Annotated in this window: 18 protein-coding genes and 1 tRNA gene; 12 read left to right on the forward strand and 7 right to left on the reverse strand. The window is 70.4% G+C overall.

The genetic code is table 11. From position 1 onward, the window contains the following. The first annotated feature begins 108 nt into the window (after positions 1–108). From NS331_RS10755 to NS331_RS10805, 11 genes are all read left to right on the forward strand, one after another. Positions 109–909 carry a CheR family methyltransferase gene (locus NS331_RS10755; RefSeq protein ID WP_502263808.1) on the forward strand — a complete coding sequence of 267 codons (801 nt, stop codon included), beginning with the start codon at positions 109–111 and terminating at the stop codon, positions 907–909. After that, entirely contained in the window at positions 909–1,562 is a 654-nt protein-coding gene (locus NS331_RS10760) for a chemotaxis protein CheB (protein WP_082702396.1), read from the forward strand. Before NS331_RS10755 ends, NS331_RS10760 begins: the two co-directional genes overlap by 1 nt. Continuing rightward, the gene (locus NS331_RS10765) at positions 1,552–2,775 is read left to right on the forward strand and encodes a hybrid sensor histidine kinase/response regulator (RefSeq protein WP_058641985.1); all 1,224 of its coding nucleotides are present in this window, start codon (positions 1,552–1,554) and stop codon (positions 2,773–2,775) included. Before NS331_RS10760 ends, NS331_RS10765 begins: the two co-directional genes overlap by 11 nt. Before the next feature lie 46 nt (positions 2,776–2,821). Then, positions 2,822–3,926 (forward strand): peptide chain release factor 2 gene (gene prfB / locus NS331_RS10770; protein ID WP_153012813.1). Its coding sequence is split into 2 segments (ribosomal slippage): positions 2,822–2,902 and positions 2,904–3,926, totalling 1,104 coding nucleotides; the frame shifts between segments, so codons are not numbered across the junction. Next, on the forward strand, positions 3,926–4,636 hold the full coding sequence (locus tag NS331_RS10775) for an HAD family hydrolase (RefSeq protein WP_058641987.1): 711 nt from the start codon (positions 3,926–3,928) through the stop codon (positions 4,634–4,636). The genes prfB and NS331_RS10775 overlap by 1 nt, the downstream gene beginning before the upstream one ends. Continuing rightward, positions 4,620–7,319: an aminopeptidase N gene (pepN, locus tag NS331_RS10780; RefSeq protein WP_058641988.1), complete on the forward strand. Its 2,700-nt coding sequence runs from the start codon at positions 4,620–4,622 to the stop codon at positions 7,317–7,319. The genes NS331_RS10775 and pepN overlap by 17 nt, the downstream gene beginning before the upstream one ends. A 29-nt stretch (positions 7,320–7,348) precedes the next feature. Continuing rightward, on the forward strand, positions 7,349–8,359 hold the full coding sequence (locus NS331_RS10785; protein ID WP_058641989.1) for a class 1 fructose-bisphosphatase: 1,011 nt from the start codon (positions 7,349–7,351) through the stop codon (positions 8,357–8,359). A gap of 77 nt (positions 8,360–8,436) precedes the next feature. Further along, a tRNA-Thr gene (locus NS331_RS10790) sits at positions 8,437–8,512 on the forward strand. A 141-nt stretch (positions 8,513–8,653) separates the two neighbouring features. Then, on the forward strand, positions 8,654–12,292 hold the full coding sequence (locus NS331_RS10795; RefSeq protein ID WP_058641990.1) for a hybrid sensor histidine kinase/response regulator: 3,639 nt from the start codon (positions 8,654–8,656) through the stop codon (positions 12,290–12,292). After that, positions 12,289–13,311 carry a response regulator gene (locus tag NS331_RS10800; protein ID WP_193758081.1) on the forward strand — a complete coding sequence of 341 codons (1,023 nt, stop codon included), beginning with the start codon at positions 12,289–12,291 and terminating at the stop codon, positions 13,309–13,311. Before NS331_RS10795 ends, NS331_RS10800 begins: the two co-directional genes overlap by 4 nt. Positions 13,312–13,343: 32 nt before the next feature. Then, a complete protein-coding gene (locus NS331_RS10805; protein ID WP_242873717.1) occupies positions 13,344–13,853 on the forward strand; it encodes a thermonuclease family protein in 510 nt (169 codons plus the stop codon). Positions 13,854–13,885: 32 nt separating this feature from the next. Here NS331_RS10805 and NS331_RS10810 read toward each other — a convergent pair whose 3' ends face one another. Next, complete coding sequence (locus NS331_RS10810; RefSeq protein WP_058641991.1) at positions 13,886–15,190, reverse strand: hemolysin family protein; 1,305 nt, start codon at positions 15,188–15,190, stop codon at positions 13,886–13,888. A 26-nt stretch (positions 15,191–15,216) separates the two neighbouring features. Here NS331_RS10810 and NS331_RS10815 point away from each other — a divergent pair, with 26 nt between their 5' ends. Beyond that, the gene (locus tag NS331_RS10815) at positions 15,217–16,059 is read left to right on the forward strand and encodes a symmetrical bis(5'-nucleosyl)-tetraphosphatase (RefSeq protein ID WP_058641992.1); all 843 of its coding nucleotides are present in this window, start codon (positions 15,217–15,219) and stop codon (positions 16,057–16,059) included. A 47-nt stretch (positions 16,060–16,106) separates the two neighbouring features. On the opposite strand, the gene NS331_RS10820 is transcribed toward NS331_RS10815, so the two are convergent. From NS331_RS10820 to guaD, 6 genes are all read right to left on the reverse strand, one after another. Further along, on the reverse strand, positions 16,107–17,246 hold the full coding sequence (locus tag NS331_RS10820; RefSeq protein WP_058641993.1) for a pyridoxal-phosphate-dependent aminotransferase family protein: 1,140 nt from the start codon (positions 17,244–17,246) through the stop codon (positions 16,107–16,109). 131 nt (positions 17,247–17,377) lie between these two features. Further along, positions 17,378–18,856, reverse strand: coding sequence for a DEAD/DEAH box helicase (locus NS331_RS10825; RefSeq protein ID WP_058641994.1), 1,479 nt, complete (start codon positions 18,854–18,856; stop codon positions 17,378–17,380). Between the two features lie 93 nt (positions 18,857–18,949). Beyond that, the gene (ypfJ, locus tag NS331_RS10830; protein WP_058641995.1) at positions 18,950–19,822 is read right to left on the reverse strand and encodes a KPN_02809 family neutral zinc metallopeptidase; all 873 of its coding nucleotides are present in this window, start codon (positions 19,820–19,822) and stop codon (positions 18,950–18,952) included. A 56-nt stretch (positions 19,823–19,878) separates the two neighbouring features. Further along, a complete protein-coding gene (locus NS331_RS10835) occupies positions 19,879–20,160 on the reverse strand; it encodes a hypothetical protein (RefSeq protein ID WP_058641996.1) in 282 nt (93 codons plus the stop codon). Between the two features lie 247 nt (positions 20,161–20,407). Beyond that, positions 20,408–20,974: a dCTP deaminase gene (dcd, locus tag NS331_RS10840; protein ID WP_058641997.1), complete on the reverse strand. Its 567-nt coding sequence runs from the start codon at positions 20,972–20,974 to the stop codon at positions 20,408–20,410. Between the two features lie 81 nt (positions 20,975–21,055). Beyond that, on the reverse strand, positions 21,056–22,342 hold the full coding sequence (gene guaD, locus NS331_RS10845) for a guanine deaminase (protein WP_058641998.1): 1,287 nt from the start codon (positions 22,340–22,342) through the stop codon (positions 21,056–21,058). Positions 22,343–22,345 lie beyond the last annotated feature (3 nt).

Genomic DNA, 22,345 nt, shown 5'->3' on the forward strand with positions numbered 1-22,345 from the left:
CAGGGCGCCAGCCCCGGCGAGGCCGGCGGCGACGTGCTGCCGCAGCGCGGCGCGCGCGGCGGCCCGGCACCGGGCGAGCCCGCCCCGCCGCCGCCCAGCGCGGCCGACATCGAGGTGCGGCTGCTGATGGAAGCCATCTACCTGCGCTACAGCCACGACTTCCGCGACTACACCGGCGCCTCGCAGAAGCGCCGCGTGAACTATGCGCTGGAACAGATGGGCTTTCGCAGCATCTCGGCCCTGCAGGAGCAGGTGCTGCGCGACGACCAGGTCTTCGGCCGGCTGCTGCAGTACCTCACCGTTCCGGTCAGCGAGATGTTCCGCGACCCGGACTACTTCCTCGCGCTGCGCCAGCAGGTGGTGCCGGTGCTGCACACCTACCCGTCCATCAAAGTCTGGGTGGCCGGCTGCAGCACGGGCGAGGAGGTCTATTCCCTCGCCATCCTGCTGCGCGAGGAAGGCCTGCTCGACCGCGCACTCATCTACGCCACCGACATCAACCCGCAGTCGCTGGAGAAGGCGCGACAGGGCATCTTCCCGGCCGACGCGGTGCGCGAGTACACGGCCAACTACCAGCGTGCCGGCGGGCGCAAGTCCTTCTCCGACTATTACACCGCCGCCTACGGCAGCGCCCGCTTCGACCCCGCGCTGTGTGCCAACGTGATCTTCGCGGACCACAGCCTGGCCACCGACAGCGTGTTTGCCGAGACGCACCTGGTGTCCTGCCGCAACGTGCTCATCTACTTCAACCGGCGGCTGCAGGACCGGGCGCTGGGCCTCTTCCACGACTCGCTGTGCCACCGCGGCTTCCTGGGGCTGGGCGCCAAGGAGAGCATCGACTTCTCCGCCTACGGCGAGCGCTTCGACACCCTCGCCCGGGCCGAGCGCATCTTCCGCAAGAGGGCCTGATGCGCAGCGCGGCTTCGCCCTCCCCCGCCCCGGCCGCCCAAGCGGACGACGACGGCTTCGCGCCCGGTGCGCTGCCGGTGGTCGACGCCGTGGTCATCGGCGCCTCCGCCGGCGGCGTGGACGCCCTGCTGCGCCTGCTGGCCGACCTGCCCACGCCCTGGCGGCTGCCGATGGTCGCCGTGCTGCATCTGCCGCAGGACCGCGACAGCCGGCTGGCCGAGATCTTCGCGCACCGCCTGCCCATCCCCGTGTGCGAAGCGCGCGACAAGGCCGACGTGGCGCCCGGCACCCTGCATTTCGCGCCGCCCGGCTACCACCTGGGCATCGAGGCCGAACGCTGTTTCTCGCTCAGCTGCGAGCCGCCGGTGCATTTCTCGCGCCCCTCCATCGACCTGCTGATGAGCTCGGCCGCCGATGCCTACGGGCCCCGCCTGGCCGCCCTGCTGCTGACCGGCGCCAACGAGGACGGCGCGCGGGGCCTGGCCGACATCGGCCAGGCCGGCGGCCTCACGGCCGTGCAGGCACCCGACGAAGCCCTCGCGCCCCAGATGCCGCAGGCCGCCCTGGCCCTGCGGCGCCCCGATTTCGTTCTCTCCCTGGCCCTATTGCGCCGATTGCTGATCCGGCTCGACGCCCAGCACCATGTCCACTGAAACGCCCGAGATCGAAACCAAGCTCCTGATCGTCGACGACCTGGAGGAGAACCTGATCGCGCTCGAGGCGCTGATCCGCGACCCGGGCCGCCGCGTGTACCAGGCGCGCTCCGGCGACGAGGCGCTGGCCCTGATGCTGGAGCACGAATTCGCCCTGGCCGTGCTGGACGTGCAGATGCCCGGCATGAACGGCTTCGAGCTGGCCGAGCTGATGCGCGGCACCGAGCGCACCCGCACCATCCCGATCATCTTCGTCAGCGCCGCCGGCCGCGAACTCAACTACGCCTTCCAGGGCTACGAGAGCGGTGCCGTCGACTTCCTGCACAAGCCGCTGGACGCGCACATGGTGCGCAGCAAGGTCAGCATCTTCGTCGAGCTGTACCACGGCCGCATGGCCCTGCGGCGCGAGATGGAGGCCCTGGCCGCGATGCACCGCGAGCAGCAGGCGCTGGTGGCCGAGCTGCGCGAGGCCCGCGCCGACCTGGAGCGCGCGGTGCGCATGCGCGACGACTTCATGTCCATGGTCTCGCACGAGCTGCGCACCCCGCTCAACACGCTCTACCTGGAGACGCAGGTGCGCAAGATGCACCTGGCGCGCGGCCACATGTTCTTCTTCACGCCCGAGCGGCTGAAGGAGACGGCCGAACGCGACCAGCGCCAGATCCAGGCCATGGTGCGCCTGATCGACGACCTGCTGGACGTGACGCGCATGCGCAACGGCCGCCTGTCGATGAGCCCGCAGGCATTCGACCTGAGCGCCATGGCGGCGCGCGTGGTGGCGGCCCTGGCCCAGCAGGCCGAGGCCGCCGGCACCGCCATCCACCTGGAAGCGCCCGAGCCGCTCACCGGCGTCTGGGACGAATTCCGCCTGGAGCAGGTGCTGACCAACCTGCTGACCAATGCCCTGCGCTACGGCGGCGGCAAGCCGGTGGACGTGCGCGTCGCGCTGCGCGGCGAGGAAGCCGTGATGAGCGTGCGCGACCGCGGCATCGGCATCGCGCCGGAGGACCAGGCCCGCATCTTCCAGCAGTTCGAGCGCGCCGAATCCGGCCGCCGCGAGGTCGCCAGCGGCCTGGGGCTGGGCCTGTTCATCACCCAGCAGATCGTCCAGGGCCACGGCGGGCGCATCGAACTGGAGAGCACGCCGGGCGACGGCTCCACCTTCCGCGTGGTGCTGCCCTTCGAGCCGCCCTCGGCCGACGACGCCGCGTGAGAAAATCGCGCGTTTCCCCGAACACCCGCAAGAACAGGACCGCACCATGGACGCAGAACAGATCAACCTCATTGGCACCACCCTGGCCGACCTGAGCACCCGGACGGCCGACTTGCGGAGGTATCTTTGACTTCGATGCCAAAGCCGAACGCCTGAGGACCGTCAACGCCTCGCTGGAAGATCCGTCGGTCTGGAACGACCCCAAGAAGGCCCAGGAGCTGGGCAAGGAAAAGAAGGCCCTGGACGGCGTGGTGCTGGTCATCCAGCGCCTGGAGCGGGAGCTGGCCGACAACACCGAGCTCTACGAGATGAGCAAGGAAGAAGGCGACGAGGCCGGCCTGAAGGCCATCGCCGCCGACGCCGAGGAACTGCGCAAGGAAATCGAGCAACTCGAGTTCCGCCGCATGTTCAACAACCCGGCCGACCCGAACAACTGCTTCGTCGACATCCAGGCCGGCGCCGGCGGCACCGAGGCGCAGGACTGGGCCAGCATGCTGCTGCGCCAGTACCTCAAGTACGCCGAGCGCAAGGGCTTCAAGACCACGGTCGAGGACGAGTCCCCCGGTGAAACCGCGGGCATCAAGAGCGCCACGATCAAGGTGGAAGGCGAGTACGCCTTCGGCCTGCTGCGCACCGAGACCGGCGTGCACCGCCTGGTGCGCAAGTCGCCCTTCGACTCCTCGGGTGGGCGCCACACCAGCTTCGCCTCGCTGTTCGTCTATCCGGAGATCGACGACTCCATCGAGATCGAGATCAACCCCTCGGACGTGCGCGTGGACACTTACCGCGCCAGCGGCGCCGGCGGCCAGCACATCAACAAGACCGACTCCGCGGTGCGCCTGACGCACTTGCCGACCGGCATCGTTGTGCAGTGCCAGGACGGCCGCAGCCAGCACAGCAACCGCGACGTGGCCTGGAAGCGCCTGCGCTCGCGCCTGTACGACTTCGAGATGCGCAAGCGCCTCGAGGAGCAGCAGAAGCTGGAGGACAGCAAGACCGACGTGGGCTGGGGCCACCAGATCCGCAGCTACGTGCTGGACAACAGCCGCATCAAGGACCTGCGCACCGGCGTCGAGATCTCGGCCACGCAGAAGGTGCTCGACGGCGACCTGGATCCGTTCATCGAAGCCTCGCTGAAGCAGGGCGTCTGATGCTCGGACGCAGCCCGCGCCCGGACGGCGCCACCCTGCCCGTGCAGGCGCTCATCTTCGACATGGACGGCACCATGATCGACTCCATGCCCTGGCATGCGAAGTCGTGGGTGGCCTTCGCCCAGCGGCACGGCATCGCCATGCCCGCCGACGAGATCCTGCGCCGCACCACGGGCCGCACCGGCACCGAGTGCATGCGCGAGGTGTTCGAGCGCGAGTTGCCGCCCGACGAATGCCTGGCGCTGGTGAATGAGAAGGAAGCGATCTACCGCGAGCTCTTCGATGCGACCTTTGCCGAGGTCGCGGGCTTCACCGCCTTCGCGCGGCAGGCCGCAGCCCGCGGGCTGAAGATCGCGGTCGGCACCGCCGGCGACCGGCACAACATCGCCTTCGCGCTCCAGCGCCTGAAGATGGACCCGCCGCCGCTGGCCATCGTCGGCGGCGACGAGGGCCTGCGCGGCAAGCCCGAGCCCGACATCTTTCTCGAAGCGGCCCGCCGCATCGACGCCGATCCCGCGCGCTGCATCGTCTTCGAAGACGCACCCTTCGGCATCGAGGCCGCGCGCCGCGCCGGCATGCGGGCCGTGGCCGTGTGCAGCACCCACGGCGCCGACGAACTCGCCGGCCCGCATGTGATTGCGGCCGTGCCCGACTACCACTCCCTCCTCCGCTCTCATTTTCTGGAGACGCTCGATGTTGCTCTCTCGTGACGCCCAATCGGCCCAGCCCGTCGCCATCCAGCGCGAGGACTATGCGCCGCCCGCCTACTGGATCGACACCGTCGACCTGTGCTTCGACCTCGACCCCGCCAAGACGCGCGTGCTCAACCGCATGAAGATGCGGCGCAACCCCGAGGTCGCGGCCCAGCCGCTGCGCCTGGACGGCGACGAACTCAACCTGGCGCGCGTGCTGGTCAACGGCCAGGGCGCCGCCTTCCGCATGGAAGGCAGTCAGCTGGTGATCGACGGCCTGCCCGACGACTTCGAGCTGGAGATCTTCACCACCTGCTGCCCGGCGAAGAACACCAAGCTGATGGGCCTTTTCGTCAGCCAGAACACCTTCTTCACCCAGTGCGAGGCCGAGGGCTTTCGCCGCATCACCTACTTCCTGGACCGTCCGGACGTGATGGCCAGCTACATCGTCACCCTGCGCGCCGACAAGGCGGCTTACCCGGTGCTGCTGTCCAACGGCAACCTGGTCGAGGAAGGTGAATTGCCCGAGGGCCGCCACTTCGCCAAGTGGGTGGACCCGTTCAAGAAGCCGGCCTACCTGTTCGCCCTGGTGGCCGGCAAGCTGGTGGCGCGCGAACAGCGCATCAAGGCCCGCAACGGCCGCGAGCACCTGCTGCAGGTCTACGTGCGCGCCGGCGACCTGGACAAGACCGAGCATGCGATGAACTCGCTGATCCATTCGGTGCTGTGGGACGAGGCCCGCTTCGGCCTGCCGCTGGACCTGGACCGCTTCATGATCGTCGCCACCAGCGACTTCAACATGGGCGCGATGGAGAACAAGGGCCTGAACATCTTCAACACGAAGTACGTCCTCGCCAGCCAGGCCACTGCGACCGACGCCGACTACGCCAACATCGAGAGCGTGGTGGGCCACGAGTACTTCCACAACTGGAGCGGCGACCGCGTCACCTGCCGCGACTGGTTCCAGCTCTCGCTCAAGGAGGGCCTGACGGTCTTCCGCGACCAGGAGTTCAGCATGGACCTGTGCGCCGAGCCGTCGGCGCGCGCGGTCAAGCGCATCGAAGACGTGCGGGTGCTGCGCACGGCGCAGTTCCCCGAGGACGCGGGCCCGATGGCCCATCCGGTGCGGCCCGACAGCTACATCGAGATCAGCAACTTCTACACCGTCACCATCTACGAGAAGGGCGCCGAAGTCGTCCGCATGATGCAGACGCTGGTGGGCCGCGAAGGCTTCGCCCGCGGCATGACGCTGTATTTCGAGCGCCACGACGGCCAGGCCGTGACCTGCGACGACTTCGCCCAGGCCATCGCCGACGCCAACCCCGACAGCGAACTGGCCCGCCGCCTGCCGCAGTTCAAGCGTTGGTACAGCCAGGCCGGCACGCCGCGCCTGGCCGCCACCGGCCACTACGACGCCGAGGCACGCACGTACACGCTCGCCTTCTCGCAGAGCTGCCCGCCCACGCCGGGCCAGTCGGTGAAGGAGCCCTTCGTCATCCCCGTGGCCCTCGGCCTGCTGGGCGCGGACGGCCGCGCGCTGCCGCTGCAGCTGGAAGGCGCCGCGCAGCCGGCCGGCGAATCGCTCACGCTGGTGCTGCACGAGGCCGAGCAGCGCTTCACCTTCACCGGGGTGGACGAGGCGCCCGTACCCTCGATCCTGCGCGGCTTCAGCGCGCCGGTGGTACTGCAGTTCGACTACACGCGCGAGCAGCTGCTCGCCCTGCTGGCCCACGACACCGACCCGTTCAACCGCTGGGAAGCCGCCCAGCGTCTGGCGCTCGGCGCCGCGCTCGCGGCCATCGGCGACGACACGCGCGCGCCCGACGCGCCGGTGCTCGACGAGGCCTTGATCGCCGCCATGCGCGAGGTGCTGCGCCATCCCACGCTCGACGCCGCCTTCAAGGAACTGGTGCTCAGCCTGCCGTCGGAGGTCTACATTGCCGAGCAGCTCGACGTGGTCGACCCGCAGCGCGTGCACCGCGTGCGCGAGGCCATGCGCACCCAGCTGGCGACGGCGCTCTTCGCCGAATGGCAGCAGGCCTACGAGGACAACAAGGACACCGGGGCCTACCGGCCCGAGCCCGTCTCGGCCGGCCGCCGCGCCCTGGCCGGCATGGCGCTGGCGAACCTGTGCATCGCCGCGCGCGAGTCGGGCGACACCGTGTGGCCCGGCAAGACGCTGCAGCGCTTCAAGGACGCGTCCAACATGACCGACCGCTTCAACGCGCTGACGGCACTGGTGGTGGCCGGCCATCCGCTGGCGGCGCAGGCCCTGGCGCGCTTCCATGCGATGTTCAAGGACGAGGCGCTGGTCATCGACAAGTGGTTCGGCCTGCAGGCCAGCGCGCCCGACCGGGACGGCGACGTGCTGCCGCTGGTCAAGCAGCTGACGCGGCACGCCGATTTCTCCATCAAGAACCCGAACCGTGCGCGCAGCGTCATCTTCAGCTACTGCAACGCCAACCCCGGCGCCTTCCACCGCCTCGACGCGGCCGGCTACGTGTGGTGGAGCGACCGCGTGATCGAGCTGGACGAGATCAACCCGCAGGTCGCCGCCCGCCTGGCGCGCGCGCTGGACCGCTGGAGCAAGCTGGCCGAGCCCTACCGCAGCGCCGCGCGCGAGGCCATCGCCCGCGTGGCGGCCCGGCCCGGCCTGAGCAAGGACACGCTCGAAGTCGTCAGCCGCGCGCTCGCCCCCTAAACGTTTTCAGCCATCCCACAGGAGACCCCATGGCCTCTCAGAACATTTCCCTCACCCGCTACCTCGTCGAGCAGCAACGCGTCGACGGCCTCATTCCCGGCCAGCTGCGCCTGCTGCTGGAGGTGGTGGCCCGCGCCTGCAAGCGCATCAGCCTGTCGGTCAACAAGGGCGCCCTGGGCGGCGTGCTGGGCACGGCCGGCAGCGAGAACGTGCAGGGCGAGGTGCAGAAGAAGCTGGACATCATCGCCAACGAGGTGCTGATCGAGGCCAACGAATGGGGCGGCCACCTGGCCGCCATGGCCAGCGAGGAGATGGACAGCATCTACGTGGTGCCCAACCGCTATCCGCAGGGCGAGTACCTGCTGATGTTCGACCCGCTCGACGGCTCCAGCAACATCGACGTCAACGTCAGCATCGGCACCATCTTCAGCGTGCTGAAGAAGCCGGACGACCACCCGGGCGTGCAGGAGGCCGACTTCCTGCAGGCCGGCTGCAAGCAGGTGGCCGCCGGCTACTGCCTGTACGGCCCGCAGACGGTGCTGGTGCTCACCGTGGGCGACGGCGTGGCCATGTTCACGCTGGACCGCGAGCAGGGCAGCTTCATCCTGACGACGGACAAGATGGAGATCCCGGCCGACACCAAGGAATTCGCCATCAACATGAGCAACATGCGCCATTGGGACGCCCCGGTGAAGCGCTACATCGACGAATGCCTGGCCGGCAAGGACGGCCCGCGCGGCAAGGACTTCAACATGCGCTGGATCGCCAGCATGGTGACCGACGTGCACCGCATCCTGACCCGCGGCGGCGTCTTCATGTACCCCTGGGACAAGCGCGAGCCCGAGAAGCCGGGCAAGCTGCGCCTGATGTACGAGGCCAACCCCATGGCCTGGCTGGTCGAGCAGGCCGGCGGCGCAGCCACCAACGGCCGCCAGCGCATCCTGGACATCCAGCCGGGCAAGCTGCACGAGCGGGTGTCGGTGGTGCTGGGCTCGAAGAACGAGGTCGAGCGCGTCACGCAATACCATTTGGAAGCCTGAGATTTTTCAGGCTATACTTGCGGGCTACTTTCGAAGCCGCTGACCAAAGCGGCTTCTCGCACTAAAATGCAAAGTCCGCCGGCGTAGCTCAGTTGGTAGAGCAACGCACTCGTAACGCGTAGGTCACCAGTTCGATTCCGGTCGCCGGCACCATCTTCAAGCCCGCAAGCTCACCGCTTGCGGGCTTTTTTGTTGGCCGGGCTGCTCCGGTACAGCGCAGCCGGTCGGCGCACTGGATCGCCCATCCGTTGGAGGACAGCGTTAAGCTCCCCTCCCCCTCTACACACTGAAGCGATGGCCGCGCCGACCGACTGGCTGGGTGCTTCTTCCCACCTCCAACTGCTCGCCAGCGCCTGGCTGGGCGCGGCCGCCTGCCTGCTGTGCGGCTGGCACGCCTTGCGCACGGGCGCCGGTCTCGGCACACGCGCCGACCGCGCCGCGGGCCTGCTGCTGGCCGGCCTCGCCTGGCTTTTCGGGCTGCTGCTGCCACTGCAGGCGACGCTCGGCCTGGGCGGCATCGAGGAGGACGGTGCCCCCTGGGGCTGGCCGCTGCTGCCGCTGGCCGCGCTGGCGGCGGTGCTCGGCGCCGGCTGGGCACGGTCCCCGCGCCGCGGCGCCATCGCCGCCGGCCTGAGCGGCCTGGCCGGGCTCGGCCTGTGGATGGCCTGGCGCGTGCCTGCGCTGGCGGCGGTGGCCGTGCTGCTCGCCTGCGCCGCCGCCGGCATTCTGATGGTCTATGCGGCCCTTCGCCATACGCGCCGTCCGGCAACCGGGCCGGCTTACAGTCCTTTGCCGATCGCCCTGGCGGCCGCCGCGGGCGCCTGCGCCATCGTGGCCCTGGGCGCCCTGCTGGGCGACGCGCCCGCCCCCGCGCTGCCGCCGGTGTTCGGCCTGCCCTGGCCCGCGCAGGCGCTCCTGCTGTGCGCCGCGGCCGTGGGTTACGCCGGCCATGCGGGCCTGCGCCAGGCCCGCGCCCGTCAGGAAAAGATGGACGACCTCCAGCGACGCTTCGACCAGGCGCCCGACGGCCTGGTGCTGATCGACGGCGAGGACCGCGTCACCGCCGCCAACGCCGCCGCGCTCCGGCTGCTGGGCCTCGCACCCGGCGCCGCCCTCGGCCAGGCGCTTCCCGCCCTGCTGGACGCCACGCACACCGATTTGTCCGACTGGCTGCACGACGCGGCCAGCAGCCCGGCCGGCCCCGGCGAACGCCGGGCGCTGCGCAACCTGCCCGGCGGCGGCACGCTGGCACTGCGGCTGGCCCACGCCGACCTGCGCCCGGCGACGCACCCGGGCACCGAACGGCTGGTCTCGCTGGTGGACATCAGTGCCCAGCATGCCGAGGAAGAAGCCATCCGCCGCCGCGAGCGACGCTACCGCGGCCTGATCGACAACATCCCCGGCGTCTCCTTCACCCTGCTGCTCGACGAGGGCCACACGGTCACCTTCGCCAGTCCCCGCGTCGAAGGCCTGACGGGCTGGACGGCCTCCGAATTCACCGCCGGCCGGCGGACGCTGGTCGACCTGATCCATCCTTCCGACCGGCAGCGCGTGCAGCAGGCGCTGATCCTGGCCAGCGGCCTGGCGGAGGGCGCGCCGGTGACGGCGGAATTCCGCCTGCTCCACCGCAGCGAGACCGAGCGCTGGGTCTGGTTCACCGGCCAGGTGTCCCATCCGCGCGAAGGCGGCGCGGCGCGCCTGGACGGCGTGCTGCTGGACATCACCGAAACCCGCCGCCAGCACTGGCTCCAGGAGGGCATGTCCGAAGCCGTGCGGCGCGTGATGGGCGTGGCCGTGTTCGACATGGACGGCCGCATCGAATGGGCCAACGACCGGCTGCTCGGCTGGATGGGCTATTCCCGCGCCGAAATCGGCAGCCGCCACCACCACGACCTGGTGGACGCCGTCACCGGCCGCCAGACCGCCTTCGACGCTCTGTGGGAGCGCCTGCGCCGCGGCGAATTCGAGGTCGGCGAATACCGCCGCGTGACGCGCCAGGGCCAGGAGTTCTGGCTGCAGGGCTCCTACAACCCCATCTTCGACGCCGACGGCATCGTGGTGCGCGTGGTGCTGCTGGCGCAGGACATCAATCCGCGCCGCCAGATGGAAGGCGCCCTGCGCGAAGCCAAGGCGCGCGCCGAGCAGGCGGCCGCGGCACGCACCATGTTCCTGGCCAACATGAGCCACGAGATCCGCACGCCGATGAACGCCATCCTGGGCTTCACCGAACTGCTGCTGGAAGGCCCGCTGGCGGTCGAGCAGCGGCGCCACCTGCAGACCGTGCGCCAGTCGGCCCAGAGCCTGCTGGGCCTGCTCAACGGCATTCTCGACACCGCCAAGCTCGACCGCGGCGCACTCGAGCTGGAGCTGGCCGACTTCTCCCTGCGCGAACTGCTGGAGCAGACCGCCGCCTCGCTGCGGCTGGAGGCCGAGCGCAAGGGCCTGAAGCTGCTCGTGCTGTGGGACGACGCACTGGCCGAACATTTCCGCGCCGACGCGGTGCGCATCCGGCAGGTGCTCACCAACCTTCTGGGCAATGCCATCAAGTTCACCGAACGCGGCGAGGTGCGGCTGGAGGCCCGCCGCGCCGGCGATCTGGTGGAGCTCGCCGTGCGCGACACCGGCATCGGCATCCCGGCCGACCGGCTGGCCGCCATCTTCGACCCCTTCGCGCAGGCCGACGCCTCCACCAGCCGCCGCTTCGGCGGCACCGGCCTGGGCACCACCATCGCGCGCCAGCTCACCGAGCTCATGGGCGGGCGCATCGAGGTGCAGAGCGAGCCGGGCGAAGGCAGCCTGTTCCGCGTGCTGCTGCCGCTGGCGGCCGGCCTGGCCCAGGCGGTGCGCACGCCCTCCGATGACGACCAGGGCATCGAGCCCCCCCCGCTGGCCGTGCTGGCCGTGGACGACGTGCCCGAGAACCGCGACCTGGTGCGCCTGGCGCTCGGCCAGCGCGGTCACCAGGTCCACACGGCCGGCGACGCCACCCAGGCGCTGGCGCTGATGGCGGCCCACCGCTTCCATGTGGTGCTGCTCGACGTGCACATGCCCGGCATCGACGGCCTGGAAGCCGCCCGCCGCATCCGGGCCCACGAGGCCCTGCGCAGCCTGCCGGCCACGCCGCTGATCGCCCTGAGCGCCAGCGTGCTGCCGGCCGATCGGCAGGCCGCACGCGAAGCGGGCATGGACGGCTTCGTGCCCAAGCCTTTCGAGGCCGCCCAGCTGCTGGCCGAGATGGCGCGCGTCACCGGCCTGCAGCGCGGCGACGGCGAGCGGTCGATGGCCGCGGGCGAAGCGACGCACCCGCCCGCCGAACGCGGCATCGACTGGAACCGCGGCATCCGCAACTGGGGCGGCGAGTCCTGCCTGCGCCACGCCATGGCCCAGATGCTGGCGCAGCATCAGGACGGCGTCCTGCTCGACCTGATCGAGCGCGGCGAGCTGGACGACGCCCGGCAGGCCGCGCACCGGCTGCGCGGCCTGGCCGGCAACCTGGCCTGCGACGGCCTCTACACCGTCGTCACCCGGGTCGAGCTGGCCCTGGCCAATGGCCAGCAGGATGCGGCGCTCGAGGCCATGCCGGCGGTGGACGAAGCGCTGCAGGCCGTGCAGTCCGAACTGGCCGACCGGCCCGCGCCCGCCGCCGTGGCGGGCATCGAGGGCACCGAGCGCACGCTGCTGGACAACGCCCGGCTGCGCCAGATGCTGGACGGCATCCTGGCCACCCTGCGCCGCAACGAGATGACCGGCGACGACGACTGGGCCGACATCGCCGCCACGCTGGCCTACCTCGGCGAGGGCGAGGCGGCCGACGTGCTGCGCCATGCGCTCGACGGTTTCGAATTCACCACCGCGGCCGGACTGCTGGAATCGCTGATCGACCGCCTGCCGGCCGACGCGGCCGTGGCCGGCGAGAAGGCCTCCCACCCATGATCGACCTCTCCGCCATCCAGCGGCCCACCGTGCTCGTCGTGGACGACGAACCCCTGAACCTGCAGGTGGTGCGCAGCATGCTGCATGCCGATTACCGGCTGGTGTTCGCCAAGGACGGCCGCAGCGCCCTGACCCTGGCCGCCGCCGCCACGCCCGACCTGGTGCTGCTGGACGTAATGATGCCCGGCATGACCGGCTACGAAGTCTGCCGCGAACTGAAGAGCCAGGCGCTGACCCGCTTCGTGCCGGTCATCTTCGCCACCGCGCTGGCCGACGAGGCCAACGAGGAACTCGGCCTGGCCTGCGGCGCGGTCGACTACGTCGTCAAACCGCTGAACGCCGGCATCCTGCGCGCGCGCATCCGTACGCACCTGTCGCTGGTGCGCATGGAAGAGCTGCACGTCACGCGGCTGCAGGCCATCCGCTGCCTGGGTGCCGCCGCCGAATACAAGGACAACGAGACCGGCCTGCACGTGGTGCGCATGAGCCACTATGCGCACGTGCTGGCCCTGGCGGCCGGCTACGGCGCCGCCGAGGCCGACGACCTGCTGCATGCCGCGCCCATGCACGACATCGGCAAGATCGGCATTCCCGACGCCATCCTGCAGAAGCCCGGCGCCCTCACGCCCGAGGAGCGCACGGTGATGATGGAACACCCGCGCATCGGCGCCGACATCCTGGGCAACCATCCCTCCCGGCTGTTCCAGCTGGCACGCACCATCGCCCTCACCCACCACGAGAAATGGGACGGCAGCGGCTATCCGCACGGCCTGGCCGGTGCCGACATTCCGCTGGTCGGCCGCATCGTGGCCCTGGCCGACGTCTTCGACGCCCTCACCAGCGCGCGGCCCTACAAGCCGGCCTGGCCGGTGGAAGACGCCATGGGCTGGATCCAGAGCCAGAGCGGCAGCCATTTCGATCCCGCGCTGGTCGAGCTGCTGCAGCAGAACCTGCCGCAGCTGCTGGAGATCAAGGCGCGCTTCGGCGAGGAAACGGCTGCGCTGCCGCCGCCGGCCTGAGACGGTGTGAACGGCACCTCCCGGCGGCGACCTTGGCGCTGGCATCCACGCTCCTGCTCTGCCTGGTGACGGCGGTCTTCGACGGCGACACGCTCCAGGCCGACTGCGACGGCACCGGCCCGCTGGCCGTGCGCCTGCATGCCGTCGATGCGCCCGAGGCCGGCCAGCCGCACGGGCGCAGCGCGCGCCGCCTGCTGGCGCAGCTGGCCCTGCACCGCGAGGTCGAACTCCATTGCGTGGACCAGGACCGCTACGGCCGGCAGGTCTGTGCGGTGAAGGTGCCGCCGCAAGACATGCCCGATGCCGCGCCCTCCCTGGACGCCGGCGAAGCCCTGCTCGACGCCGGCCTGGCCTGGTGGTACCGGCAGTACGCCCGACGGCAGACGGCGGCGGAACGACGGCGCTATGCCGCCGCCGAAGCCGGTGCACGCCGCGCGCGTCGCGGCCTGTGGCAGGACGCGCTGGCCGAGCCGCCCTGGCAGTGGCGCCACGAGCACCTGCCCCACGGGCACGCAGACGCCCCGGCACCGGACAGGCCTTGAGGCCCGCACGCGCCGGCAACCGCGCCTACTAGTCAGGCGGCCGCCGCCTCCAGCGGCCGGGCCAGCACCCGGTCGATGCGTCGGCCTTCCAGCGCCAGCACCTCGAAGCCCCAGCCGGCGCATTCGATCTGCTCGCCGACCGCCGGCAGCCGGCCCGACACCGACATCAGCAGGCCGGCGACGGTGTTATAGCGACCGCGCTCCTCGTCCGGCAATTCGCGGATCGCCAGCCGTGCCCGCAACTCGGACACCGGCATCAGCCCGTCCAGGTTCCAGCTGCCGTCCGGCTGCGGCATGGCCCAGGCGTCGGCCGGCATGTGCGGATGCAGCTCGCCGGTGATGGCCTCCAGCAGGTCGCGCGGCGTCAGCAGGCCCTGCACCACGCCGTATTCGTCCACCACCAGCACCATGCGGCCGGCGCGGGCACGGAACTGCTCCAGCAGTTCCAGGCCGGTGAGCGTCTCGGGCACGAAGGAGGCCGGCTGTGCCAGCGTGCCCAGCGTCCCCTCGTGGGCCGTGCCCAGCTTCAGCAGGTGGGCCACGCTCACCACGCCCACCACGTCGTCCAGCGAATTGCGGCACACCGGGTACCAGGAATGCATCAGGTTGAGCGCACCGGCCGCCGCCACCTTTTGCAGCGCCTCGGCCACGGTCAGGTTGGCCGGCATCCAGTCGATGTCGCTGCGCGGCACCATCAGCGAGGACAGGCGCCGGTCGTCCAGGTGGAACACGTTGCGCACCATCTGGTGCTCGTGCCGCTCGATCAGGCCGGCATCCACGCCTTCCTCCAGGCTGGCGGAGATCTCTTCCTCGGTCACGCCGCGCGCGCCGGTGGCGTCGATGCGCAACAGCTTGAGCGTGGCCGCGGTGGTGCCCGACAGCAGCGCCACGAAGGGCTTGGCACCCCGCGCCAGCCCGCCCATGGGCCGCGACACCCAGCGCGCCACCGGCTCGGGATACAGCTGGCCGATGCGCTTGGGCACCAGCTCGCCGAAGATGATCGAGAAGAAGGTGATGCCCGTGACCACGACGGCGGTCGACAGGATGCTGGCCGGGCCTTCGCCCATGCCCCATTCCTGCATCTCCAGCGCCAGCGGCCCGGCGAAGGCGGATTCGCCCACGATGCCGCTGAGCATGCCGATGGAGGTGATGCCGATCTGCACCGTGGACAGGAACTGCGTCGGCGTGTCCAGCAGCTTGAGCGCCGCGGCCGCGCCCAGATCCCCCGTTTCGGCCAGGGCGGCCAGCCGTGCGCGGCGGGCGGTGGCCAGCGCCATTTCGGACATGGCGAACAACGCGTTGCATGTCGTCAGGAAGGCCAGCAGCAGGATATCCATCGAGGGGCAAAGGGGAGAATGAGGGCATGGCACTCTATCTCATCGGCGACGTGCAGGGCTGCGACGCCGCCCTGGGCCGGCTCCTGGACACGCTCGACTTCTCCCCCAGCCGCGACCGGCTGGTGCTGCTGGGCGACCTGATCAACCGCGGCCCCGACTCCCTGGGCGTGCTGCGCCGGGTGCAGGCCCTGGGCGACGCGGCGCGCAGCCTGCTCGGCAACCACGACCTGCACCTGCTCGGTGTGGCCCACGGCGTGCGCAAGCCCGGGCGGCGCGACACGCTGGCGCCCATTCTTCAGGCGCCCGACCGCGACGCCCTGCTCGACTGGCTGCGCCACCGCTCGATGGCGCTGCACGAGCGCATCGGCGGCCGCGACCTGCTGATGGTGCATGCCGGCGTGCTGCCGGCCTGGACGGTGGACGCCACCCTGGCCCATGCCCGCGAACTGGAGTCGGTGCTGCGCAGCCCGGACCTGGGCGCCTTCCTGCACGAGATGTACGGCAACGTGCCCGACGCCTGGTCCGACGGGCTGCGCGGCACGGCGCGGCTGCGGGTGATCGTCAACGCCCTCACGCGGCTGCGCTTCTGCAGCGCCGCGGGCGTGATGGACTTCGAGACCAAGGACGGCGCCGCGGAGACGCCGGCCGGCCTCCTGCCCTGGTTCGACGTGCCCGGCCGCCGCACCGCCGAGGCGGTGGTCGCCTTCGGCCACTGGTCCACGCTGGGCTGGCTGTCGCGGCCGGACCTGCTGTCCACCGACACCGGCTGCGTCTGGGGCGGCTGCCTGACGGCGGTGCGCATCGGCGCCACGCTTCAGGATCGCGAGCGCATCGACGTGCGCTGCGAGCAGGCCCAGCCGCCGGGCTGAGGCGCCGGGACCGCGCCGATGCCGCCCTCGAAGCGGCTCGGCTCCACTCAGGCGGCGCTGCCCAGCACCTTGTCCAGCCCGGCCTTGAGGTGGCCGACGCTTCGGTCGACGTTGCGCCACTTCTCCAGGCCGAACAGGCCGATGCGGAAGGTCATGAAGTCCGCACCCTCGCCGCACTGCAGCGGCACGCCCGAAGCGGTTTGCAGGCCGGCCTCGATGAATTTCTTCGCGCTCTGGATGCCGGGGTCGGTGGTGTAGCTCACCACCACGCCGGGCGCCTTGAAGCCCTCGGCCGCCACGCTGGGCAGGCCGCGCGACTCCAGCAGGGCACGCACCTTGTCGCCGATCTCGAACTGCGCCCGGCGCGCCGCCTCGAAGCCCCAGTCGCGGGTTTCCTGCATGACGTCGCGCAGCAGCACCAGCGCGTCGGTCGGCATGGTCGTGTGGTAGGCATGCTGGCCGCGCTCGTAGCCTTCGGCGATCTGCATCCACTTCTTGAGGTCGCAGGAGAAGCTGCTGCTGGTGGTGCCCTCGATGGCTTCGCGGGCACGCTCGCCCAGCATCACCATGGCGCAGCAGGGCGAGCCGCTCCAGCCCTTCTGTGGGGCGCTGATCAGCACGTCCACACCGGTGGCTTCCATGTCCACCCACACGGCGCCGGAGGCCACGCAGTCCAGCACAAAGAGCGCGCCCACCTCGCGGGCGGCGGCGCTCACCGTGCGCAGGTAGTCGTCGGGCAGCAGGATGCCGCTGGCCGTTTCCACGTGCGGCGCGAAGATCACCTTGGGCTTCTCGGCGCGGATGGTCGCCGCCACCTCCTCGGCCGGGCACGGCGCCCAGGGCGCCTGCGGCCCTTCGCCCTGCTGGCGAGCTTGGCAGACGATGGCGCCGCCGCCCAGTCCGCCGGCGTCGAAGATCTGGCTCCAGCGGTAGCTGAACCAGCCGTTTCGCACGATCAGCACCTTCTCGCGGTTGGCGAACTGGCGCGCCACGGCCTCCATGCCGAAGGTGCCGCTGCCGGGCACCAGCACGGCGGTGCGGGCGTGGTAGACCTCCTTGAGCGTGGCCAGGACGTCCTGCATCACACCCGTGAAGCGCTTGGACATGTGGTTGAGCGCGCGGTCGGTGTAAACCACCGAAAACTCGAGCAGTCCGTCGGGATCGACGTCGGGCAGCAGGCCGGGCATGGGAGGTCTCCTTTTTTGATCGATGCAGGGTCAAGGCCAGCACGGTGGCTGGCAGAAAAACGAAAGCTGGCACGGATGCCAGCTCGTTCAAGATCGCGGCGCCCCGCCGACCGAGGCTTGCTCAGCTCAAATTAGTTCTGCTGCTGCGGCTCCGCCGACTTGAACAGCGCCGCCACCTTGCGCTTGGTGCGGATGTTGGACGAGCCCGGCGGCTTGGCGGCCGCCGGTGCCTTGGCGGCGGACTCCCAGGCGGGCGCCTCGTCGCGGCCTGTGGCTTCGTAGGGCTTGTCGAAGAACGGGTCACGCGGCGCATGCGACGTGCGCTGCGGCCGCGGGGCGCGGTAGCCCTCGGCGGCGGCGGGGGCGCTGCTGCGCGGGCGGTCCAGCGTGTCGCGGGCGTCGCCCGTCTCGCCGTCCTCGCGCCAGCGGCGCCGGCCGTCGTTCATGCGGCCGCGCGGACGGTCGTCGTCCATCTCCAGCGGCTGCAGTTCGATCTTCTTCTTGATCAGCTTCTCGATGTCAGCCACCAGACGGGCATCGTTGCCGCCGCCGGCGAAGCTCACCGCCAGGCCCGAGGCGCCGGCGCGGCCGGTGCGGCCGATGCGGTGCACGTAGTCTTCGGCGTTGAAGGGCACGTCGTAGTTGAAGACGGCGGGCACGTCCTTGATGTCCAGGCCACGCGCGGCGACGTCGGTGCACACCAGCAGGTCGACCTCGCCGGCCTTGAACGCGGCCAGGGCCTTGAGGCGCTCGTCCTGGCTCTTGTCGCCGTGCAGCGCCGTGCAGCGCAGGCCCTCGCGCTCCAGCGAGCGCGCCAGGCGGGCGCAGCCCAGCTTGCTGTTGACGAAGACGAAGGCCTGGGTGATGCCGCGCTGGCGCACGATCTGCTTAAGCGCGCGGCGCTTGTCGTCCTCGTGCACGCCGTAGAACACCTGCTCGACGGTGGAGGCCGTCTCGTTGGGCCGCGCCACCTCGATGGTGATCGGGTCCTGCAGGTAGCTGGAGGCCAGGCGCTTGATCTCGGGCGAGAAGGTGGCAGAGAACAGCAGCGTGGTGCGCTGCTTGGGCAGGTACGACAGGATGCGCTGCAGATCGGGCAGGAAGCCGATGTCCAGCATGCGGTCGGCCTCGTCGAGCACCACGTACTCGACCTGGTTCAGCACCGCGTTCTTCGCCTCGATGTGGTCCAGCAGCCGGCCGGGGGTGGCCACCAGCACCTCGACGCCCTTCTTCAGCTCCGCGGTCTGCGGCTTCATGTCGATGCCGCCGAACACCACGGTGCTGCGCAACTGGGTGTACTTGGCATACAGCTTGACCTGCTGCGCCACCTGATCGGCGAGTTCGCGCGTCGGCAGCAGCACCAGCGCGCGCACCGGATGCCGGGCGGGCGAGGTGGAGGCGTTCTCGTGCTTGAGCAGGCGATGCAGCAGGGGCAGCGAGAAGGCGGCCGTCTTGCCGGTGCCGGTCTGGGCGGCGCCCATCACGTCCTGGCCGGACAGCACCACCGGAATCGCCTGCGCCTGGATCGGCGTCATGTGTTCGTAGCCCATGTCGGCCACGGCGCGCTTCAACGGGTCCGCCAGCGCGAGGTCGGAATAGAGAGTACTCATAGGAAGTCCGCGATTGTCGCACTGCCTTCAAAAACGGCAGTGACAGCGGGGTGACGGGCCATTCGGCCGCCGGGGTGGGCCCCCCTGAGGCCGTCAGAGCGTGCTGGCGTTGAAGGTGTCGCAGGCCTTGACCTGGCCGCTCTTGTAGCCGTTCATGAACCAGCGCTGGCGCTGGGCGCTGCTGCCGTGGGTGAAGCTGTCGGGCACCACGGCACGGCCGGCCGAGCGCTGCAGCGCGTCGTCGCCGATCTTCTCGGCCGCGTTCATGGCGGCAGCGATGTCGGACGGGTCCAGCCACTGCTTGGATTCCTGCGAGCGCTGCGCCCATACGCCGGCGAAGCAGTCCGCCTGCAGTTCCACCCGCACGCTGGTGGCGTTGGCCTGCGCCTCGCTCTGGCGGCGGCGCAGGTTGTCGACCTTGTCGGTGATGCCCAGCAGGTGCTGCACATGGTGGCCGACTTCGTGGGCGATCACGTAGGCCTGGGCGAACTCGCCCGGGGCGCCCAGCTGGTTGCGCAGCGTGTCGTAGAAGCGCAGGTCGATGTAGACCTTGCTGTCGCCAGGGCAATAGAAGGGGCCCATGGCACTTTGGCCGGTGCCGCAGGCGGTGTCGATCCGGTTGTCGAAGAGCACCAGAATCGGCGGTCGATACTGCGCGCCGCCTTCACGAAACACCTCGCCCCAGACCACCTCAGTGTTTCGAAGAACTGTTCTGACGAAAGCCGTCTGCTGGTCGTTGCGCGGCGCATGCGAAGGCGCCTGTTGCTGCTGGACGACCGGGCTTCCGCCGCCGCTCAGGGCGCCGAGCAGCGTCAGAGGGTTGATGCCGAAGATCCATCCCGCCACCACGGCAATCGCCACCGTGCCCAGGCCGATGCTTCGGCCACCGATGGGAAAGCCCCCGCCGCCGCCCATGCCACGGCGGTCTTCGACGTTGTCGGACTGTTCGTTGCCTTCCCAGCGCATCGTTTTCCTTTCGACCGGCCCTGCCGGCGGCGCGACCCGCGCCGCGGCGTGTCCGCTCAACGGGCCAGTGTGTAGCCCACCGACTGTACGCTGGCCGCCTCGGCAAAGGCGGCCGTCAGACGAGCGCGCTGGGCACGCGTCTCCGCCGCGGCCTGTACGTCCGCGCGCTCCTGTTCGGCCCGCGCCCTCGCCGCCTGCACCTGCCCCTGCGTCACCTGGTAGAGCGCCACCAGCTGCAGCACGGCGACGACCGCCAGCAGCCCGATCACGATGCGCTGGAAGCGCGAGAGCGAGGAATCGGACGCTGACACCGAGAACGAGGAAGACAGTGAGGACATCGGCTACTCCTGCGCGGCCCCTCCGCGCCATGGCGGCGAAGCATGGCCTCGATGCCCAGGCGCCAGATGGAGGCCCGTCCCGCAGCGGCTTGTAGGTTGCGGCGGGCGCGCGCTGTCGGTCGCGCAGGCGGCCCATCTGTCGGCACCACCGACGCGGCGGGCGTCGGGCGCGCACGCGCCAAGGCCGAGGCGGCCGTCCCGGCCCCGGGTGGGCGGCCCGGCGTCGACCGGCCCGCTCAGCCCCGCGTCAAGCCTTGGGCAGCGTGACGCCGCTCTGCCCCTGGTACTTGCCGCCGCGGTCCTTGTAGCTGACCTCGCAGACCTCGTCGCTCTCGAAGAACAGCACCTGGGCGCAGCCTTCGCCCGCATAGATCTTGGCCGGCAGCGGCGTGGTGTTGGAGAACTCCAGCGTGACGTAGCCTTCCCACTCGGGCTCGAAGGGCGTGACGTTGACGATGATGCCGCAGCGCGCGTAGGTGCTCTTGCCCAGGCAGATGGTCAGCACGTTGCGCGGAATGCGGAAGTACTCCACCGTGCGCGCCAGCGCGAAGCTGTTGGGCGGGATGATGCAGACGTCGGCATGGATGTCGACGAAGCTCTTCTCGTCGAAATTCTTCGGGTCCACCACCGTGCTGTGGATGTTGGTGAAGACCTTGAATTCCGGCGCGCAGCGGATGTCGTAGCCGTAGCTGCTGGTGCCGTAGCTGATGAGCTTGCGACCGTCCTGCTGGCGCACCTGGCCGGGCTCGAAGGGCTCGATCATGCCGTGCTGCTCGGCCATGCGCCGGATCCATTGGTCGCTCTTGATGCTCATGGGAAGACTCGCGCTGGGCGTGCCGGGGCACGCGTCGGAAAAGAGGGCCCGCATTGTGGCACGCGCGGCCCCGGCAGCCGCTCAGCCTGCGCGGGCGATCACCGTGCGCTCGATGACGCGGTCGTCGCCCAGCACGATGAGGGCGAAGAGCAGTTCCTCCAGCGATGCCGCATTGGCCGACTTGCGCGCCAGAAGCGGCGTCGCCGACGGATCCAGCACCAGGAAGTCGGCCTCGCAGCCCGGCTGCAGGTTGCCGATGGTGCCGGTCAGGCCCAGCGCCTGCGCAGCGCCGGCCGTGTGCAGCCACCACAGGCGCGAGGGCGCCAGGCTCAGGCCGGGCTTGGTCTGGCCCTCGCGGCCGACGTAGTAGGCGGCCAGCATGGTGTGGAAGGGGCTGAAGCTGGTGCCGCCGCCCACGTCGCTGGCCAGGCCATGCAGGTAGTCCACGCGCTGGGCGCCTTCGAAGTCGAAGAAGCCGCTGCCCAGGAACAGGTTGCTGGTCGGGCTGACGGCCGCGGCGGTGCGCGTGGCGCGCATCAGCTGCCGGTCCTCGTCGTCGAAATGGATGCAGTGGGCATACACGGCCCGTTCACGCATCAGGCCGAAGTCGTCGTACACGCCCAGGTAGGAACGCGAGGCGGGGAACAGCTCGCGCGCCCACTTCACCTCGTCCTTGTTCTCGGCCACGTGCGACTGGATCCAGGTGTCGGCATGGCGCGCCGCCAGCTCACCGGCGCCGCGCAGCTGGGCCTCGGTGCTGGTGGGCGCGAAGCGCGGCGTGATGGCGTAGCCGAGCCGGTCCACGCCGTGCCAGCGGCGGATCAGGTCCTCGGTATCGGCCAGGCTGCGCTCGGTCTCGTCACGCACGCCGTCGGGCGAATGGCGGTCCTGCAGCACCTTGCCGGTGATCAGGCGCATCTGCCGCCGCTGCGCGGCCGCGAAGAGCGCATCGACCGAGGCCGGGTGCGAAGTCGCGAAGGTCAGCGAGGTGGTCACGCCATGACGCAGCAGTTCGTCCAGGAAGACCTCGGCCACCTCGGCCGAATGGGCGGGTTCGGCAAAGCGGGTCTCGGCCGGGAAGGTGTAGTTCTCCAGCCAGGGCAGCAGGCCGTCGGCGGGCGCGCCGATGATGTCCGTCTGCGGGAAGTGGATGTGCATGTCCACGAAGCCGGGCGCCAGGATGCGGCCCGGCAGGTGCTCGGGCGCCACATCGGGATGGCGCGGCTGCACGGCGCCATGGCTGCCGGCATCGACCACGCGCTCGCGGCCCTGGGCGTCGGGGGCGACGACCAGCAGGCCGTCGGTGTCGAACACGGGTTGCCCGGCGTCGTCGAAACGCAGGAGCGAGGCGCGGTAGGCTTTTTTCATCGT

The organism is Pseudacidovorax intermedius (assembly GCF_001476815.1).
In the GTDB taxonomy this organism is placed as follows: Bacteria; Pseudomonadota; Gammaproteobacteria; order Burkholderiales; family Burkholderiaceae_C; genus Xenophilus; species Xenophilus intermedius_A.

Coding starts and splice junctions, on each gene's coding strand:
- NS331_RS10760 (WP_082702396.1), top strand. CDS start 909: ATGCGCAGCGCGGCTTCGCCCTCCCCCGCCCCGGCCGCCCAAGCGGAC.
- NS331_RS10765 (WP_058641985.1), top strand. CDS start 1,552: ATGTCCACTGAAACGCCCGAGATCGAAACCAAGCTCCTGATCGTCGAC.
- NS331_RS10775 (WP_058641987.1), top strand. CDS start 3,926: ATGCTCGGACGCAGCCCGCGCCCGGACGGCGCCACCCTGCCCGTGCAG.
- pepN (WP_058641988.1), top strand. CDS start 4,620: ATGTTGCTCTCTCGTGACGCCCAATCGGCCCAGCCCGTCGCCATCCAG.
- NS331_RS10785 (WP_058641989.1), top strand. CDS start 7,349: ATGGCCTCTCAGAACATTTCCCTCACCCGCTACCTCGTCGAGCAGCAA.
- NS331_RS10795 (WP_058641990.1), top strand. CDS start 8,654: ATGGCCGCGCCGACCGACTGGCTGGGTGCTTCTTCCCACCTCCAACTG.
- NS331_RS10800 (WP_193758081.1), top strand. CDS start 12,289: ATGATCGACCTCTCCGCCATCCAGCGGCCCACCGTGCTCGTCGTGGAC.
- NS331_RS10810 (WP_058641991.1), bottom strand. CDS start 15,190: ATGGATATCCTGCTGCTGGCCTTCCTGACGACATGCAACGCGTTGTTC.
- NS331_RS10815 (WP_058641992.1), top strand. CDS start 15,217: ATGGCACTCTATCTCATCGGCGACGTGCAGGGCTGCGACGCCGCCCTG.
- NS331_RS10820 (WP_058641993.1), bottom strand. CDS start 17,246: ATGCCCGGCCTGCTGCCCGACGTCGATCCCGACGGACTGCTCGAGTTT.
- NS331_RS10825 (WP_058641994.1), bottom strand. CDS start 18,856: ATGAGTACTCTCTATTCCGACCTCGCGCTGGCGGACCCGTTGAAGCGC.
- ypfJ (WP_058641995.1), bottom strand. CDS start 19,822: ATGCGCTGGGAAGGCAACGAACAGTCCGACAACGTCGAAGACCGCCGT.
- NS331_RS10835 (WP_058641996.1), bottom strand. CDS start 20,160: ATGTCCTCACTGTCTTCCTCGTTCTCGGTGTCAGCGTCCGATTCCTCG.
- dcd (WP_058641997.1), bottom strand. CDS start 20,974: ATGAGCATCAAGAGCGACCAATGGATCCGGCGCATGGCCGAGCAGCAC.
- guaD (WP_058641998.1), bottom strand. CDS start 22,342: ATGAAAAAAGCCTACCGCGCCTCGCTCCTGCGTTTCGACGACGCCGGG.